At 72.8% G+C, this 16,434-nt stretch carries 14 protein-coding genes and 1 tRNA gene; 9 read left to right on the top strand and 6 right to left on the bottom strand.

Going from position 1 to position 16,434, the window contains the following annotated elements; genetic code table 11:
• The first annotated feature begins 2 nt into the window (after positions 1-2).
• Positions 3-2,384, top strand: a complete 2,382-nt coding sequence (locus AB0O82_RS17200; protein WP_363584424.1) for a hypothetical protein — start codon at positions 3-5, stop codon at positions 2,382-2,384.
• Between the two features lie 338 nt (positions 2,385-2,722).
• A complete protein-coding gene (locus tag AB0O82_RS17195; protein WP_363584422.1) occupies positions 2,723-3,409 on the top strand; it encodes a triacylglycerol lipase in 687 nt (228 codons plus the stop codon).
• A gap of 386 nt (positions 3,410-3,795) precedes the next feature.
• Here the strand turns inward: AB0O82_RS17195 and AB0O82_RS17190 are convergent.
• Positions 3,796-3,866: transfer RNA gene (locus AB0O82_RS17190), tRNA-Cys, on the bottom strand.
• A 194-nt stretch (positions 3,867-4,060) separates the two neighbouring features.
• On the opposite strand from AB0O82_RS17190, the gene AB0O82_RS17185 reads away from it, so the two are divergent.
• Positions 4,061-4,873 carry a hypothetical protein gene (locus tag AB0O82_RS17185; RefSeq protein ID WP_363584420.1) on the top strand — a complete coding sequence of 271 codons (813 nt, stop codon included), beginning with the start codon at positions 4,061-4,063 and terminating at the stop codon, positions 4,871-4,873.
• Positions 4,874-4,975: 102 nt separating this feature from the next.
• Here AB0O82_RS17185 and AB0O82_RS17180 read toward each other — a convergent pair whose 3' ends face one another.
• Positions 4,976-5,635: a polysaccharide deacetylase family protein gene (locus AB0O82_RS17180; RefSeq protein WP_363584418.1), complete on the bottom strand. Its 660-nt coding sequence runs from the start codon at positions 5,633-5,635 to the stop codon at positions 4,976-4,978.
• A 290-nt stretch (positions 5,636-5,925) separates the two neighbouring features.
• Positions 5,926-6,849 (bottom strand): hypothetical protein, encoded by a 924-nt coding sequence (locus tag AB0O82_RS17175; RefSeq protein ID WP_363584416.1) that lies wholly within the window; start codon positions 6,847-6,849, stop codon positions 5,926-5,928.
• A gap of 510 nt (positions 6,850-7,359) precedes the next feature.
• Here AB0O82_RS17175 and AB0O82_RS17170 point away from each other — a divergent pair.
• Together AB0O82_RS17170 and AB0O82_RS17165 are read left to right on the top strand one after the other, a co-directional pair.
• Positions 7,360-8,388, top strand: a complete 1,029-nt coding sequence (locus tag AB0O82_RS17170) for a serine hydrolase domain-containing protein (RefSeq protein WP_363584414.1) — start codon at positions 7,360-7,362, stop codon at positions 8,386-8,388.
• 432 nt (positions 8,389-8,820) lie between these two features.
• Complete coding sequence (locus AB0O82_RS17165) at positions 8,821-9,909, top strand: hypothetical protein (protein WP_331744823.1); 1,089 nt, start codon at positions 8,821-8,823, stop codon at positions 9,907-9,909.
• Between the two features lie 61 nt (positions 9,910-9,970).
• Here the strand turns inward: AB0O82_RS17165 and AB0O82_RS17160 are convergent, their stop codons facing one another.
• Complete coding sequence (locus tag AB0O82_RS17160) at positions 9,971-10,768, bottom strand: DUF2785 domain-containing protein (RefSeq protein ID WP_363584412.1); 798 nt, start codon at positions 10,766-10,768, stop codon at positions 9,971-9,973.
• 154 nt (positions 10,769-10,922) lie between these two features.
• Here AB0O82_RS17160 and AB0O82_RS17155 point away from each other — a divergent pair, with 154 nt between their 5' ends.
• Complete coding sequence (locus tag AB0O82_RS17155) at positions 10,923-11,450, top strand: nuclear transport factor 2 family protein (protein ID WP_363584410.1); 528 nt, start codon at positions 10,923-10,925, stop codon at positions 11,448-11,450.
• A 62-nt stretch (positions 11,451-11,512) separates the two neighbouring features.
• Here AB0O82_RS17155 and AB0O82_RS17150 read toward each other — a convergent pair whose 3' ends face one another.
• The gene (locus tag AB0O82_RS17150) at positions 11,513-12,343 is read right to left on the bottom strand and encodes a ricin-type beta-trefoil lectin domain protein (RefSeq protein ID WP_363584408.1); all 831 of its coding nucleotides are present in this window, start codon (positions 12,341-12,343) and stop codon (positions 11,513-11,515) included.
• Between the two features lie 178 nt (positions 12,344-12,521).
• Between AB0O82_RS17150 and AB0O82_RS17145 the strand changes: the two genes are divergently transcribed.
• The 3 genes from AB0O82_RS17145 (at position 12,522) to AB0O82_RS17135 (ending at position 15,845) form a co-directional block, all read left to right on the top strand.
• A complete protein-coding gene (locus AB0O82_RS17145) occupies positions 12,522-13,655 on the top strand; it encodes an acyl-CoA desaturase (protein ID WP_363584406.1) in 1,134 nt (377 codons plus the stop codon).
• Positions 13,656-13,726: 71 nt separating this feature from the next.
• Positions 13,727-14,893 carry a glycosyltransferase family 1 protein gene (locus AB0O82_RS17140; RefSeq protein ID WP_363584457.1) on the top strand — a complete coding sequence of 389 codons (1,167 nt, stop codon included), beginning with the start codon at positions 13,727-13,729 and terminating at the stop codon, positions 14,891-14,893.
• A gap of 37 nt (positions 14,894-14,930) precedes the next feature.
• The gene (locus AB0O82_RS17135) at positions 14,931-15,845 is read left to right on the top strand and encodes an alpha/beta hydrolase (RefSeq protein WP_363584404.1); all 915 of its coding nucleotides are present in this window, start codon (positions 14,931-14,933) and stop codon (positions 15,843-15,845) included.
• Here the strand turns inward: AB0O82_RS17135 and AB0O82_RS17130 are convergent.
• Entirely contained in the window at positions 15,790-16,290 is a 501-nt protein-coding gene (locus AB0O82_RS17130) for a carboxymuconolactone decarboxylase family protein (protein ID WP_363584402.1), read from the bottom strand. The two genes, AB0O82_RS17135 and AB0O82_RS17130, sit on opposite strands and share 56 nt — an antisense overlap.
• Between the last annotated feature and the right edge of the window lie 144 nt (positions 16,291-16,434).

The raw sequence follows: 16,434 nt of genomic DNA, 5'->3' as shown, positions 1-16,434 counted from the left end.
CTATGGACGACGACGCTGACCAGCAGCACCCCACCGGGGCCGGGATATCCGCGCACTACCCGCAGCGCCAGCTGGCCCTGGCCCGCGCATTCCTGACCTCGACGGTCCACGCCGACGACAACTCCGACACCGACTCCCACGCCGACGCCGAGACCCGGCGCAGCGCCGAGGCCCGGGTCGCCCGCTGGCGCGCCGTGCTCGCCGGGATCGCCGACGGCCGGCTGGCCATCGGCTCGCGCACCCCGGTGGCCGGGCTGCCCGCCTGGGTGACGCCCGAGGTCGTACGGGGCGGCTTCGCCACGTCCGCCGCGAGCGCCGAGGGCCCGCTCCAGCCGTACGAGCACGAGGCTGCGGCCCTGGCCGGGGTGGCGGCCGAGCGCGGGGCGCTCTTCGCGTACTGCCTCACCGAGCCCGGCCTGTCCCGGCTGTACGACCTGCTCGACAGCGGCGGCTACGAGGCCGCCGTGCCGGAGGAGGCGGCGCTGCTGACGGTGGCGTGGCTCGCGCGGGCCGGGGACGCGGCCGGCGCGCTGGAACTCGTCGACGTCCTGGAGCCGTTCGCCGACCGGCTGCGCTTCACCCCCCGGCCGTCCGCGCTGCCCGCGCCGGACGCCGAGGCGGTGCACCGGCGCACGGTCGGCGACGCCGTCACGACCCTCACGGGCCGGCGGCCGAACGCCGCCGTGGAAGCGCAGCGCGAGGCGCTCACCGTCTGGCAGCCCTTCGGCGACCAACTGCTGGCCCACTGGCTGGAGACCGCCGAGGCCGGCCGGGTCCTGGAGCGTACGCCCGACAGCGCCTGGACGGAGCGCGGCGCGGTGCTGCTCCGCCGCTACGAGGAACTCGCCGCGGCCCACACCCGCTGCACCAAGCACCGCGACCCGAAGGAGAACCTCGGCATCCTGCGCGGCGCCCTGGCGGAGACCGCCGCCGGCCGGCCGCTGGACGCGCGCCGCCTCGGACTGCTGCGGCACGCGGTGGCATCCATGGTGCGCCGACGCGGCCGGCCGGGCTCCGACCGGCACACCGAACTGCGCACCCGCCAGGCCGTGCAGGCAGCCCAGCCCTCGCACCACGACCTCGCCCAGCTGGTACTGCGCCGCCTCTCCGGGCTGCCCCAGGAGACGGGCGTGGCCGACGTGTCCCCGCTGGTCGCCGACGTCTCGGCGCACGAGGCGCACGAGGCCCGCGCGACCCTCGCCGGCCACACCACCCGTCTCCCCGCAGGCACCCCGGTGCCCGCAGCGATCCGACAGGTGGTGGAAGCCGCGCTCAGCGCCCCGATCGACACGCTCGTGGAGCGCGGCATGGTGCCCTCGGCCGAGGTCCTGGCCGAACTGGTCCCGCAGCTCGTCGCCGTGGCCGGCGCCCAGTCCTACCCGGACGAGGCACTGCGCACCCTGATGGCGGCGAACTACCGGGCGTTCCGCAACCGCCGCTCGCTGCTCCTGAGCGACCTCACCGGGCAGGTGCGGGTCGACGAACTGCCCTGGGTACGGGCCGTGGCCGCACACCGCGTCGGCGAGGACGGCCGCGCACCCGCGCGTACCGCGCTGCGCCGGCTCGGCGAACTGGCCGTACAGGCGTTCCCCGGCACGCTCCTGCCGAACGCGCTGGTGCGCGAACTCGGCGTGCTCGCCCGGCAGGCCGAGCTCGACGCGCCGTTCGTGGAGGAACTGGCGGCGGACATCTTCACGGGCACCTTCACCCCGAAGTACCTCGCGGCGGCCCGGGCCGCCGCGGAACTGCTCGGTGGCACGCTGTACGAGCGCTACTACGCCATCGACTACGCGGCCGTCCACGACCTCGCGACCGCCGAGGCGGGCAAGGCAGGCAGGGCGAACAAGGCGAACAAGGCCCCGGCGCGAGGCCGACGCCCCCGCTCCTCCCCCGGGTTCACCGAGCTGTGCGCGCAGCGCGCCGAGGTGTCCGGAGGATGGTCGATCGCGTCCAACGGGAAGATCATCGAGCAGGCCCAGATCCTCACCACCCACAACCTGGCCACCCTGGTCACCCGGGTCGGCATCAGCCCCGAGCCGGGCTGGGACGACCTGGCCTGGCGCAGCTTCACCACCGTGTGCCGCGCGACGGCCCGGATCCACGACAACCCGCGGCCGCTGTCCACCATCAAGGACGCGGCGTACGCGTGGCGCCAGCTGGTGTTCCACCTCTCCCTGTGCGAGCCCGCCGCGCAGGCCCGGGTCATCGCCGGACTGCGGGGGGAGGCCGCCCGCCACCCCGCCCACGTCGCGGCCCGTCTCGCCCCCGCCCTGGCCGGCCTGCGCCAGGCCGCCCGCGGCGGCGCCGCGGACGCGGACGCCGGGCGCCGCCTCCTGGGCTGGACCACAGGACCGCACTGGCTCCACCCGGCCCCCAGGACCTGACCACCCGCGCACCGCCCAGGCCGAACCCGCCGCCGCCAAACCAGGAAGCCGTCGGCGCCGGCGGGTTCGGCTGGTTGGGCGGCGACCCGAACGAGCTCCAGCAGGTCGGCCGTCCGGTGGGGTGGTCTTCGCCGGTGGGTGGCTGCTGACCGAGGACGGCCCTCGAACGAGTGCGACCCGCGCCCACAAATCACCCGATCGAGTGAAGGTCGAACGCTCTCCGCCAATTCGGCACCCCGTCACCGATGATGCGCTTGGCGCGACACGGGGGCACCCGCCATCCTGCGGGCGCCCCCGCGATCCGTGCCGTCCATCCGCCGACGAACCTCGGAGCACACATGCGTCGCCCCACCACCGCCGCCGCAACCGCACTGACCGCCGCCATAACCGCGGCCCTGCTGACCGGACCGGGGGCCGCCGTCCCGGCCCACGCGGACACCGCACACATCCCCGTCATCCTCATCCACGGCCGCAACGCGGACCCCGGAGTATGGGGCACCCTGATGACCGGCCTCCGTTCGAAGGACGTCCCGGCCTTCGCCTGGGGCTACGACACCTCCCGGTCGACCAACGAGGTCCTGGCCGGCGAACTGACCCAGTACGTCGACAACGTTCTGAGCCAGACGGGCGCTGCCAAGGTGAACATCGTCGCCCACAGCCTGGGCAGCCTGCCGAGCCGCTGGTACATCAAGTTCGGAGGCGGCAACCAGAAGGTCGCGAACTGGATCTCCCTGGCCGGCCCCAACCACGGCACCTCCCTCGGCTACCTCTGCGCCCTCTGGGACCAGGGGTGCAAGGACATGACGCCCAACTCGTGGGTCATCAGCCACCTCAACCAGGACACCGAGACCCCGGGTCCCACCCGGTACACGACCTTCTGGTCCCCCAAGGACGAGCAGATCTCCCCGACCACCAGCACCAAGCTGAACGGCGCCACCAACATCGAGACGGACGGCCTCAAGCACAACGACTTCCTGACGAACCCCGACGTCCTCGACAAGGTCACCGCGATCCTGACCAGCTGACACACAGCCACACCACCGCCCCGGCACCACCGGCCACCCGCCGTGTACAGATCCTCGGCGCGGTGGCCGGCCCCGCCGCGACAACGGCGCGACGAGCACATCTGCGTCGCCTCCCGGTCAAACCCGTGGGCGGCCGCCGGTGGCGGGGCCTCCTCGAAGGTGACCACGGTGTGGCGGACGTAGTGCGCGAAGATCTCGGCCACGGCGTTCAGGTCGGCCGGAACCGCCGGGCGGATCACTGACTCCATGGCGTCCACAACGGGAGAGTGTGGGCCGCGCTGCGCGGGCCACCGACTCGGGCCGTCGGCCGCGGCTCTCCGATAGATCAGAGCGCGAACCCGGACAATCCATGGACCAGGAATACGGGCGAAATCGCCGGAAAGAAAAGGTGGAGATAGGAATCGAACCCATCTAAACGGCCCTGCAAGCCGTCGCCTCGCCACTCAGCCACTCCACCGCGGCAACGAGGGAAACATTACACGCACATGAACGGGGATTACCCGGCGACGCCGATCTTTCACTCCAGAAGACCCTTAATGCGTTTAGTGCTATTTCTCTCGACATGGTGTCGACAGGGTCCGGCGGGCCAGCGCGGAAAAGTCGCGGTGCGCTAGCCTGTGCCGATATCTCCGACCCGATGGGATTTCACTGATGGCCGTCGAGGAATCATGGTCCACCCGTACCACGGAGCTGCGCTGCGGAACCGCTGCGAACCGGTGCCAGTACAAGAGCCTCCCCCTGCGCGACCTTCCCCCGCTCGGTGTCGTGCGCCGCGCCCGGATCGTCCGCGAAGGCCTGCGTGAGCGCCGCGCCGCCGTCCCGACGCCCGGCCGGCCCTCCCGCTTCACCGAGGGGGACTGGGTCCGGGTGAAGGACGAGGCCACGGTGCGCGCCACCCTCGACGCCAAGGACCGCCACCGCGGACTGTGGTTCACCCGCAGTCAGTGGTCGTTCTGCGGCGGCGTCTACCAGGTCGAACGCATCGTGCGCCGCATGATCGACGACCACTACCGCGTGCGGCGCCTGTCCGGCACCGTCGCCCTGGCCGGCGCCACCTGCCACGGCGCGGACGGGGCCCAGGGCTGCGGACTGGACTGCGCCCTGCTGTTCCGCGACGAATGGCTGGAGCCCGCCACCGCGCCGGTCCCCGCCGCTCGGCCCGCCGCCCTCTGGGCGACCGTGCGCAGCCTCCCGGAGATCCACGCCACCCTCGACCCCGACGGGCGGCTGGACGGCGTCCCCTTCCAGCCGGGCATGGAGCTCCACGCCGACACCCGCCACAGCGCCACCGAACTGCGCCACCGCTCCCTCGCCTGGTGGCAGCACCCCACCAAGGGCCGCTGGTTCATCCTCAACGGCCTGCGCTGCGGCGGCGAGCCGCTCGCCACCGGCTGCGACCGCCGCTGCGCCCTGCTGTGGCACGAGTCCTGGCTGCATCTGGAACCCGCCGCCACCGCCCACTGACCTTCCGCCACCGACCGCCGACCACCGCCCTGCCGGGCACCGCCCTCCGCGGTGCCCGGCAGGTTTTCGTCGCCGGCAGGTCCTCCCCGGCCGCCAGCGCCGTCAGCGCCGCCAGCGGTCGCGCACCAGCTTCGCGGCCAGGTGCAGCGGCCCGTCCCGGTCACCGACGTAGCAGCGGGGAAGCGCGTACACCCCGCTGTGGACCCCGGGGCTGACCGCGCACCCGTACCCGTAGCCGGCTCGCGCCACCGCTTCCACCGCGGCGGCGTCGAGCGAACCGTACGGATAGCAGAACCCTTCGACCGCCTGCCCCGTCAGGTCCTCCAGCACGCGGCGGCTGTCGGCGACCTGGGCTGCCAGCTCCCGCGCGCCCAGGCCCGCCAGCCGCCGGTGTGTCAGCCCGTGCGAGCCGATCTCCAGCCCGGCGGCGGCGGCCTCGTGGACCTGGCACGCCGTCATCAGCGGCTTGCGCGGACCCTGCCGGTCCCAGTCGTTGTATCCGCCCAGCCGGTCGGCCACCACGTAGACCGTCGCCGTGAAGCCGTACTCCGCCAGTGCGGGCATGGCCTCCTCCACGAAGTCGCGGTATCCGTCGTCGAAACTCAGCCCCACCATGCCCGCCGCGCCACCACCCCGGTGCGAGCGCATCAGGGCGCCGACCGACACCCCGCGCAGCCCGCGGGCGGACAGCCAGCGCAGCTGGCGGCGAAAGCGCGCAGGGTCGACGGTAATCAGATAGGGATCCTCACTCGTTGACGCCACCGAGTGGTACATCAGCGTCCACGGAAAACGCCCCGCACCTCCACCGGCCGCTTCTTCCGGACTGTTGCGTGGTCGAATGATTCGCATGTTCTGCTCCAGCTGTCCGGCGGCACCGCCTGTGCAGGTGGCCTTCAGGGAAATTGCATTCTGGCAGCGTCGTACCCGGCTTCCATTCGCGCCAGGCGACTCCGCCCCATTTCACCCGGATGCCAGCCCAGAAGTCGCCCGACGAGTGCCCGGCCCGCACGGCCCGAATACCGGTTCCGCCCCGTCCGGAACCGGCCGACGTTTCACCTGGCCGCGACGGCGGCCGGTGCCCGTGCGGCGGCTCTGGCGGCATCGAGCGCGGCCCGGACCCGCGCTGCGCCTGCGGAGGCGATTCCCGTCGTGCGGCTGTCGTCCGCAGGGCGGCTGACGAGGCCCGCACACGCGCGACAGATGCCGGGCCGGGGGACGGGGTCGTGGCACTGGGCGCACTCGGCGTAGCCGGCCGCTGCGGGCCGTGCGGCGGCCCGGACGGGCGGCATCTTGCGCTCCAGGCGGTAGCGGAGCACCGCGACCGCCGAGTACACCGGGGCGGGCAGGCCCGGCAGCAGGGCCCGGGCGAGGTCGGCGGGTGTGCTGCCGCGCTCCAGCCACTGGGCGACCAGGGGCGCGAGTTCGCGTGCCTCGGCCTCGCCCAGGCTCAGGCGCGGTTCGGGGCGGATGACCCGGAACAGGGTGGCGACCGCCTCGCGGAGCCGTTCGTCCGGCGCGTCCTTCTCGGAGTCCCCCTCCCGCCTTTCCGCCCCCAGGGCAGCGCCAGGCTCTCCGGACTGCCGGGAGGGGAGGGAGGGTTCTTTCACCGGGTTCTTTACCAGGGCGTCAGCGCCGCCGGTGGTCCCTTCGCCGGGGGCCGGACGGTTGGCACCCGGCGGCATCAGCTGCGGGGTGTCGTGGACGTGGGTCTCGGTGATGATCGTGCCGTCGGGCATCCGGATCTTCTCGACCCGGTAGAAGCCCGCCTCGGCCAGCTCCTTCAGCGCCTTGCGAATGGCGCAGCGCCCCTGGGGGCTGGTGTCGGCCATGTGCCGGCCGTCCTCGCGCCAGCCGTCCGGGCGGGAGAGGAGGTCCGCGAGCAGACCGCGAGCGGTGTAGGACAGCCGCCGGTACTGGAGCATGGTGTTGGGCAGCACGGTGAAATCGCGCACGTGGGCGCTACGATGGACGCGCATCGGGAGGTGCTTCTCCTGTTGCCGGGCCCCGGAGCGTTGGCGCGCTGCCGGGGTCACCTATTTGTGGTTAGTTCACGGAACGTACCACAACTATCCGACACACCAAGCGTGTTGACGCCAGCGGCCGGATCATATTCAAATCCTCCCGCCGACGGCCGGCACGAAGTGCGGCCAGGACCACCGAGGCCTTCCACGGCTGGACCCGGAAAAGGGTTCCATGACGGCCCCGACCGGGGGTTATCCCCCTCTCGCATGGGCCCGCTGCCCGGATGGATCGGTGGATCTTGAACACCCAGGCTGAAGGCATACGAATTGCCGATGCATCCGGCAGGGTGCACAAGGAGGGTTCCCCCATGACCGATCGTTCTCGCCCGCTTCGACGTGCCCGCGCCTCGTCGTCCGGGCCGGGGCGAGGCATCGCGATGGTGGTGGTGACGGTCGCCACCGGTCTGGCCGTGGGAGGCGCTCTGCCCGCGTCCGCGGCACAGCCCCGCGGCTCCGGGTGAGGTCGTGCGGCAAGGCCTGGACCGCCTGGTGCACGAGGACAAGTACCCCGCCGCCCTGGCCTCCGACCTCGGCCGCGACGGGCGCACCCGCAACTACGCTGCCGGCGTCGCAGACTTGAGCACCGGGAAGAAGGTGCCGGTCGACGGGCAGGTACGGGCGGGGAGCAACACCAAGGCGTTCACCGCCACGGTCGTCCTGCAACTGGTCGACGAAGGCAAGGTCGCCCTCGACGCCCCGGTCGAGCAGTACCTGCCGAACCTGGTGCGCGGCGAGGGCATCGACGGCCGCCACATCACGGTACGTCAGCTGCTGCAGCACACCAGCGGACTGCCTGACTACGTCGACTTCGTGGGCGACCTCGTCGGCACGGAGCGCCACACCTACCTCCAGCCCCGAACCCTGCTCGACCTGGCGCTGGCGCACAAGGCGCTGTTCGCCCCCGGGACCAGCTGGGCGTACAGCAACACCAACTACCTCCTGGCCGGCCTGATCATCGAGAAGGTCACCGGCCGTCCGCTGGCCGAGCAGATCACCCACCGGATCATCGAACGCATCGGACTGCGCCACACCTACTTCCCCGGCGCGGGCGACGAGGGCATCCGGGAAGCACACCCCCAGGGCTACTACGCGCAGCCCGGGGGGCCGTTGGAGGACGTCACCGAGTTGGACCCCTCCTGGTCCTGGGCCGCCGGGCAGGTGATCTCCACCCCGAGCGATCTGAACCGATTCTTCTCCGCCCTCTTCGGCGGCAAGCTCCTGAAGCCCACACAGCTCGCCCAGATGCGGACCACCGTCGAGGTCCCCGGCGGAATGTGGCCCGGTGCCCGGTACGGGCTGGGAGTGACCAGTACGCCGCTGAGTTGCGGCGGCCTGATGTGGGGGCACGGCGGTGACATCCCCGGTTACCAGACGCGCACCGGCGTCACCGATGACGGCCGCGCCGTCACGGTTGCCGTCACCGCCGACACGGCGCCCACCAAGCAGGGCCCCTCCGATGTCCTGGCCCTCCTCGACGCCACCCTGTGCAGGTGACGGCCGAGGCTCCGTAGTGAGAGTGGCCGTGGTTGGCGTCGCCCAGTTCCAGGATGGCGTCGGTGGTCGCGGCCACTCTCCAAACCCCCTGCACGCGCCGCCGCCCGAACTCATCGGTCCCAGGAGAAGAATTGTCCGGCAGTCCCAACTTCATTGCCAGCAGTCCGCCGACGGCCCGCCGCCCACCGATCGGCCCGCCCCGATCGCCCTCAACCGCTTCGCCGAAACTCAGGGTGCGGCGGCGCGTCGGCGGCTGGTTCGGCCACTGCTGCGTTGACCGTCAACGACGAGTGCGCGCAGAGCACACTGCGGAGCCGCACGGCAACTACGGTTCTTGCACGGCGAGAAGGCCGAGTCCGCGGAATCCCGGTTGCCGCCCCTGCACGTTCGCTCGGGGGGAGCCGAGGGATCCTCAGCGAAAGGAAGCCCGAAGTGCACCGGACAACTGCTCACCCGCTGCGACGGACGACGGCGTTGCGCCGGGTGGGGAACACGATCGCGGCCGCGATGGCCGGAGGCGTCCTGCTCCTGGCCGCCCCGGCCCCTGCCGGGGCGGTGGAACTGGACTGGCGGGGCGTCGGCGTCAGCAGCCTGTCCTACATGAAGACGGTGACGGTCAACGGCAACACCTACGACGTCACCAGGGGCCTCGACAACGGCATCTGGTTCCGGTTCAACAACGGCGCCTGGCAGCCGCTGGGCGGCTTCCAGGCCCAGAGCTACTACTCCCCCGCCATCGTGCAGTGGCAGGACCGTGTCATGGTCGCCCACCAAGGGGTGGACAACCAGATCTACTGGACCGCCGTGCAGAACCCGTCCGCGAACCAGTGGGAGCCGTGGCACCGCATCGAGGGTGACGCCGCCGCCTGGGGCGGCATCTCCCTGGAGAGCCTGGGCAGCACGGTGCTCTTCGACTGGGCGGACGTCAACGGCCTCTACCGGATCACCAGCGTGCACACCCGCCCGGACGGCACCCGCTCGCAGACCGCGATCAGCTTCCCCAACAGCCAGTGGCACGTGGGGCCGCAGGGAAGCGGCACGACGGGCACCCGGCGACCGAGCCCGATCATGACCTGGAACGAGGCGGCGGGCGGCGAGATGGAGCACATCTACCTGGTCGGAACCGACAACCACGTCTGGCAGATCTGGCGCAACCCCGCCACCGGGGCGACCGGAACCGCGAGCCAGGTACCGGGCGGGGCCGTGTGCATCTCCGGGGTGTCGGCCGCGCGGATGGGGTACCAGGACTACACCGTCGCCCCGGGCGACCCCCAGTACGCCAACCAGCGCCGGCAGATGCTCGCCTGCATCGGGGCCGACGGCTACGTCTGGATCAACACCTCCTCCACCGGCGGTGACACCTGGGACGGGTGGCGCCAGCCCGCCGGCGCCCTGGCGCCGTCGACGGACACCCCCGCGATCAACGCCACCGTCAACGAGTTCAGCATCGACATCAACTGGAACGGAGCCCGCAGCGGTCTCTTCCCCGACCACGCGATCGTCGAGAAGAGGATCCGGTAGCGGGAGGAGGGCACCGGCGGGCGACGGCGTGGAGGCCCGGACGGCTCGCGGCGCGGGGCTGTCAGCCGATGGACTTCGCGTCGTCCGCCAGTACTTCGACGAGCCGCCGCTTGACCGCGTCGCGATGCGGGACCTGACGAGGCGGCTGCCCCGGCTTCGGCGGGACGCCGAGGTCGGTGAGGAGGTAGAGCATCCGCAGGGTGCGCAGCGCGTTGGACACGTATGTCGGGGTGGTGCCCCGGGCCACGGCCCGGAAGTCGGCGCCGATGTCGTCGAGCCAGGCGACGGACCGGTCCGCGGTGAGCTTCGGGTTGGTGAGGGTCAGCGCGATCGCACGGGCGAGCCGGTCGTCCTCCCGTTCGGCGTACAGGTAGTCGGTGGGCGCGAGGAGCCGGGCGGTCGCGAGGTCCAGCATCTCGACCGGTTCGACCTCGCGGTGGCAGCCGAGGGCACCGAGCAGGTCGGCGCCGTGCGCCACCGCGTGCAGCCAGCCCAACTGCGCGTCGTGGCCGCGCAGATCGCTCTCCGCGGGGTACCAGCGGGTGAACGCGTCCAGCCATTCCTGCCGGAGGTCCCCGCGGCTGACGATCATGTCCAGGACCAGCGGCGCGAACGTGCGGGCCTGAATCGGCGAACCGGCCGCGAAGCGGGCCGCCATGTCATCGCCCAGGCGGAGCCGCCGGTCGCCGTCGATGACGTCGCGCTCGATCCAGGTCCGCAGCACGACGTACGGGTAGCCGTCGCGCACCTCCGGGTCCGGATCCCGCAGGCACTCCGCCAGTTCTGCGGTGAGCTCGTCCAGATCGCCGCCCGGGGGCACCGCACATGCGTCGGAGTAGATCTTGTACCAGTCAGTCACGAGCAGCGAGGCTAGCCCGCCACGGACGGCGTGACCAGCGATTATCCGGATCCGCCCGCTGCTGTGACCGACAGTGCCGCGGGACGTCGGACGCCCATCGCCCCGGCCTCCCGCCCCCACTCCCCCGTCCACGTGGCGCCTGGCCGCCGTCACCGTGACGACCGCGCTCGCCGTCCTGGTGTTCTCGAACTCCTCGGCGTACGCCGAGGCGCCCGGTGAGAGCAGCAGGTGGGCCGACGAGATCGAGGACGACGTCCCCGTCGCGGCGAGCGGCATCATGGGCGAGGCGCGCGCCGACGACAGTGACCTCATCCAGGTGTGGCGCGGGGCCGACAACGCCGACACGCACCTGTCGCTCGACCACGGGCGGCCGATCACGCTCGCCGGCCAGACCAACGCCGGCCCGCAGGTCGTCTACGCCGACGGCACCGCGCGCACCCAACACGTCACCACCAACCTCTCCGTCGAGGTCGACGAACCGGCGGGCACGGCCGTCGCGCGTTCATACGTCACCGCCCTCCAGGCCCTGCCCGGCTTCCCCTTGCAGCCCATCGCCGCCGCCCGCTACCACGACCGCTTCGAACTCCGGCGCGGCCAATGGCAGTTCGCGGAGCGCCGGGTGCGCCTCACGCTGGTCGGCGACGTGAGCCGCCACCTGCGCCAGGCCGCCGCACCCCGGTAGCCCCCAACCTCACGGGACAGGAAGGCTAGGCATCCGTCCGCACGACCGCGGTGAGGGTCTGCTCAGGGCTGCCGTCGGCGGGCCGTGCGGTCACCGGGTCCCCGTTGCGCCCCGCGGTGCTGGAGGTGAGCGCCCAGCCGGGGGGGGTTGACCACGGCCCGGCGGGCACCGTCGTAGCTCCATCGCTGGGCCGCGGAACCGTCGCAGGCGGCGCGCACCACCTGGCCGCCGACGGCCGCGGGTGCGGCCAGGCACTCGTTGCCCTGGGCGGTGTGCAGGCTGCCGTCGCGGGCGAAGACGAAGAGCTGGTTGGCGTTGGGCGTGGTGGCGCAGCGGTAGCTGATGGCGCCGTTGGTGCCGCCGCGGTCGAGGCAGGCGCCGTTGGCGAACCGGAGCGGCCAGCGGGCGGACTGGCCGAGGCCGAGTTCGGTGAGCAGGGTGCCGTCGGGCTGCTTCCGCTGGCGGATCATGTCGTCGCAGGCGCCGCTGGTCGAGGTGCCGGTGTTGGTGGCGGTGAGGGTGCCGCCGTTGCCGGTCATCGGGTCCCAGCGGTTCTCGGAGTACGCGTTGTCGTTGCAGACGTAGGCGGGCCTGTTCCAGTCGAAGTACTCCACCCAGCTGTTCCAGTCGTGCTTGATCTGCTGCGACTCGGGGAGCAGGACCGAGCCGAGGACGAAGGAGGCGCCGGCGGTCTCGTCGGTGACGGTGGCCGTCACCCAGTGGGTGGCCGGGTCGATCCGGACCTGGAAGGCGTACGTGTGGCCGGTGACCGGGCGGCCCTGGTTGACGGTGCTGTTGGCGCACTGGAGGTGCTGGCCCTCGCCGGTGCTGTTCCAGCAGTGCGAGCCCTGGGTGCCGTCGGCGCCGAACGGGCGAGCGGTGATCGGACGCACGACGGACCAGCCGGGCCCGCCGCCACCCGATCGGGCCACCTCCGGCCGCGACACGGCGAAGCGCCGAGACAACGGCGGTTCGGATGCGGAAGGCTGACGCCACCCTGCCCGGGGCCTCGCGGCGCGGCGGGAACGAGCGACCGGAGCGACCGGAGCGACCCGAGACCGGAATGGTGGCATGACCGTTCAGGACACCCCGCCCACCGGGACCACCCGGCGCGGCGACTTCGCCGAGCTGCACCGACGCGTCTCCGACGCCGGTCTGCTGCGCAGGCGTCCCCTGTACTACGCAGGCCGGAGCGCCGCGCTGTTCACCGCCCTGGCGCTGCTCCTGGCCGGGTTCGTCGCGCTCGGCGCGAGCTGGTGGCAGCTGTGCATCGCGCCCCTGTTCGCCTTCGTCCTCGGCCAGTTGGCGCTGCTGGGGCACGACGTCGCCCACCACGCGGTGTTCGCCGGCCGGCGGGCGACCGACCTGGCGGGCATCGTGCTGGGCAACCTCGTGGTCGGCATGAGCTACGGGTGGTGGGTGAGCGACCACAACCGGCACCACGCACACCCGAACCGCGAGGGCCACGACCCGGCCGCGGACTCCCTCCTCTTCGCCCGGACCACCGAACAGGCCTGCCGGACAAGAGGGTTGAGGCGGCTCGCGGCCAGGTACCAGGCGGAACTGTTCTTCCCGCTGCTGTCCCTCCAGGCGCTCGGGCTGCTCGTCGCCACCTGCCTGACCCTGACCCGCGGCACCGTCCGGTACCCGGCCCTGGAGCGCACGCTCGCCGCGCTGCACTACGCCCTGGCGGTGGCCCTCCTGGCCGTCGTCCTCGCACCGCTCCAGGCGCTGGCCTTCGCCGTACTGTTCGGTGCGGTCCTCGGCGTGTACCTGGGGTGCATCTTCGCGCCCAACCACAAGGGCATGCCGATGACCGGCCCGGACGCGGAGCGCGCCGACTTCCTCCGCCGGCAGGTGCTGCCGTCGCGCAACCTGCGGGCCGGCCGGTTCGTCCACTTCCTCTTCGGCGGCCTCGGCTACCAGATCGAGCACCACCTCTTCCCGGCCATACCGGTGGCGGCGCTGCGCCCCGCCTCGCGCATCGTGCGCGACTACTGCGCCCAGATCGGCGTGCCGTACAGCGAGGCGAGCCCGGTCGCCTGCTTGCGGGAGATCCTGCGGGACCTGCGGGCCGTCGGCCGCTCGCTCCCCGGCGACCCGGCGCAGTCGGGCCCGCCGACCCGGCCTTCCGCTCCAGAGCCGACCCGGCCGACCGCCCCGGAGCCGCAGGCCGCGCCCGAAGCGGGGGCGGCGGTACGGTGAGCGGAGTCCTGTCCGGGCCGGCGGCGCGCACCGCGGACGGCCCGGCCCCCGGCGGCGAACGGCTCCGCGTCCTGATCGTCACCGAGTCCTTCGCCCCGCAGCTCAACGGTGTCGCCCACAGCGTCCTCCGGACCGCCGAACACCTCGTCGCCCGGGGCCACACCCCGGTGGTGGTGGCACCCGCCGTGCGGGCACCGGCCGCGCGAGCCGCGCGACGGCACGCGGGCGACCTGCGCCGCGATCGGGCGTACGGCTACGAGGTGGTCCGCGTCCCGTCGGTGCCACTGCCCGGCTACCCGGAGGTGCGGGTCGCGCTCCCGGGGCGCGGGGTGGCCGACGCCATCGAGCGGCACCGCCCGCACGTGGTCCACCTGGCCAGCCCGTTCGCGCTCGGGGCGGTCGGCGCCGCGGCGGCCGACCGGGCGGGGGTCCCGTCCGTGGCGGTCTACCAGACCGATCTGGCCGCCTACGCCAGGACCTACCTGCCGGCGCTGGGCGCGGCCGGACCCCGGCTGGCCTGGTGGCGGCTGCAACGGGTGCACTCCCTCGCCGCGCGGACGCTGGCACCGTCGCGGGCTTCGCTGCGCGCCCTGCTGGCGCACGGCATCCCCCGGGTCCACCTGTGGCCGCGCGGCGTCGACTGCGCACGGTTCCACCCCCGCCACCGCGACGAGACCCTGCGCCGGCGCCTCGGCCGCCCCGGAGACGTCCTGGTCGGGTACGTCGGACGTCTGGCGCCGGAGAAGCACGTCGACCGGCTGGCGGAGGTGTCCCGGATCCCGGGGGTTCGGCTGGTGGTCGTCGGCGACGGCCCGTGCCGGGCCCGGCTGGAGGCCGTACTCCCGGACGCGGTCTTCCTGGGCCTCCGGTCCGGGCACGAACTCGCCCGGCTCTACGCCTCGTTCGACGCCTTCGTCCACGCGGGGCCGTTCGAGACCTTCGGCCAGACCCTCCAGGAGGCCATGGCGAGCGGGCTGCCCGTCGTCGCCCCGGCGGCCGGCGGACCGCTCGACCTCGTCCGCCCGGGGCACACCGGGTTCCTCGTCCCACCCGGCGCGGCGGACGGGTTCCGGGAGGCCGTCGAACGTCTCGCCCGCGACGACGAACTGCGGGCGGCGTTCGGGCGGGCGGGCCGTGCCTCAGCGACGCAGCGCAGCTGGGAGACGGTCGGCGACCGCCTCGTCGAGCACTACCGGCTCGCCCTCACCGAGACGGCCGGGCCACCCCTGCGCCGCTGAGCAGGCCGGCGGACCCGCCCCGAAGAAACGGACCACCATGCACCACCCCCTCGCCGCCGAGTACGTCCGCAGCCCCGCTCCGGCCGCCGGCACCGCCGTCTTCCTGCACGGACTGGGCGGCTGGACCCACAACTGGGCCCACCTGATCGACCTGCTGCGGACCTCGGCGCACTGCCTGGCCCTCGACCTCCCGGGCTTCGGAAAATCGGCACCCCCGCCCGACGGCGACGTCACCGTCGAACGCCAGGCCGCGGCCGTCGCCCGCCACCTCGACCGGACCGGACACCACCGCGTGCACCTGGTCGGCAACTCCCTCGGCGGCCTGATCGCACTGCGCCTCGCCGCCCAACGGCCCGACCTGGTCGCCACCTTGACCCTCATCTCGCCCGTGCTGCCGACGTTCCCGCCCGCCCCGGCCCTGCGGGTGGCCCTGCTCGGCCTGCCGGGCGCGCCACGACTGCACTCCCGCCTCCTGGCCGCCCAGAGCCCCGACCGCCAACTGGACGACCTCTACCGCCTCATCTACGCGAACCCCGCCCTCGTCGGCACCGAACAGCGGTCCGTGGAGGCGCGCGAGCGCCGACGCCGCGCCGAACTGCCGTACGCACAAAACATGCTGGCCGAAGGTGTGCGCTCGGTGGTCCACGCGTTCCTGCGACGGGGCGAGGCCTCCGCCTGGCACCTGGCGCGCCGCGTCACCGCCCCCACCCTGCTCGTCTACGGCCGGGACGACGCCCTCGTCCCCTTCCGTACGGCGCCCCGGGCCTACGCGGCCTTCCGCGACGCCCGCCTCCTCACCCTCCCCGGCGTCGGCCACGTCGCCATGCAGGAACGGCCGGCCCCCGTGGCCACGGCGATCCGCGCCCTGATCACCGAGTCGAGCCCGCGCGGCGCCGTCACTGTGCCGGAATCGCGCGCACCGGGTGCTTGCTCAGGATCGACACGCGGTTGAAGGCGTTGATGGCGATCGCCACCCAGATGACCGCCGAGATCTGGTCATCGGTCAGGACCTCGCGGGCGGCGCCGTAGGCGGCCTCCTGCGCGACGGCGTCCGACGGGTCGGTGGTCACCTCGGCCAGGGCGAGCGCGGCACGCTCCTGCGGCGTGAACAGTTCGGTGTCGCGCCACGCGGGCAACGTGCCCAGGCGCTGCGCGGTGTCACCGGCCTGAAGAGCGGCCCGGGTGTGCACGTTGAGGCAGTAGGCACACCCGTTGATCTGGGACACCCGAAGATTGACCAGCTCCACCAGCCTGCGGTCCAGCCCGGCCTCCGCCGCCCCCACCCCGGCCGCCTCGGCGGTCGCCCGCAACGCCCGGTAGGCCTGAGGGCTCTGCTTGTCGATGAACACCCGCCGGCGCACCGGGGCCGCGGTCACATCGGTGGTCACATCACTCACGGGAACTCCTCTGGCGGATCAGCAGATTAACGGATCACTCGTGGCCGGCATGTCACCGCACCATCATAGTTGAAAGTGAAACCACTTTGGAAGGCGACCGCCCGGGAGGCCGCAACATGACCGTCATCGAAACCGACCCCGCCG

Origin of the sequence: Kitasatospora sp. NPDC088264 (genome assembly GCF_040685715.1) — a bacterium.
In the GTDB taxonomy this organism is placed as follows: Bacteria; Actinomycetota; Actinomycetes; order Streptomycetales; family Streptomycetaceae; genus Kitasatospora.
Note: the sequence above shows the minus strand (reverse complement) of the source record. Positions and strands in the feature narration are given on the sequence as shown.

What these genes read in the sequence shown, in the direction of transcription:
- AB0O82_RS17200 (WP_363584424.1), top strand. Translation starts at nt 3, where the DNA reads ATGGACGACGACGCTGACCAGCAGCACCCCACCGGGGCCGGGATATCC.
- AB0O82_RS17195 (WP_363584422.1), top strand. Translation starts at nt 2,723, where the DNA reads ATGCGTCGCCCCACCACCGCCGCCGCAACCGCACTGACCGCCGCCATA.
- AB0O82_RS17185 (WP_363584420.1), top strand. Translation starts at nt 4,061, where the DNA reads ATGGCCGTCGAGGAATCATGGTCCACCCGTACCACGGAGCTGCGCTGC.
- AB0O82_RS17175 (WP_363584416.1), bottom strand. Translation starts at nt 6,849, where the DNA reads ATGCGCGTCCATCGTAGCGCCCACGTGCGCGATTTCACCGTGCTGCCC.
- AB0O82_RS17145 (WP_363584406.1), top strand. Translation starts at nt 12,522, where the DNA reads ATGACCGTTCAGGACACCCCGCCCACCGGGACCACCCGGCGCGGCGAC.
- AB0O82_RS17135 (WP_363584404.1), top strand. Translation starts at nt 14,931, where the DNA reads ATGCACCACCCCCTCGCCGCCGAGTACGTCCGCAGCCCCGCTCCGGCC.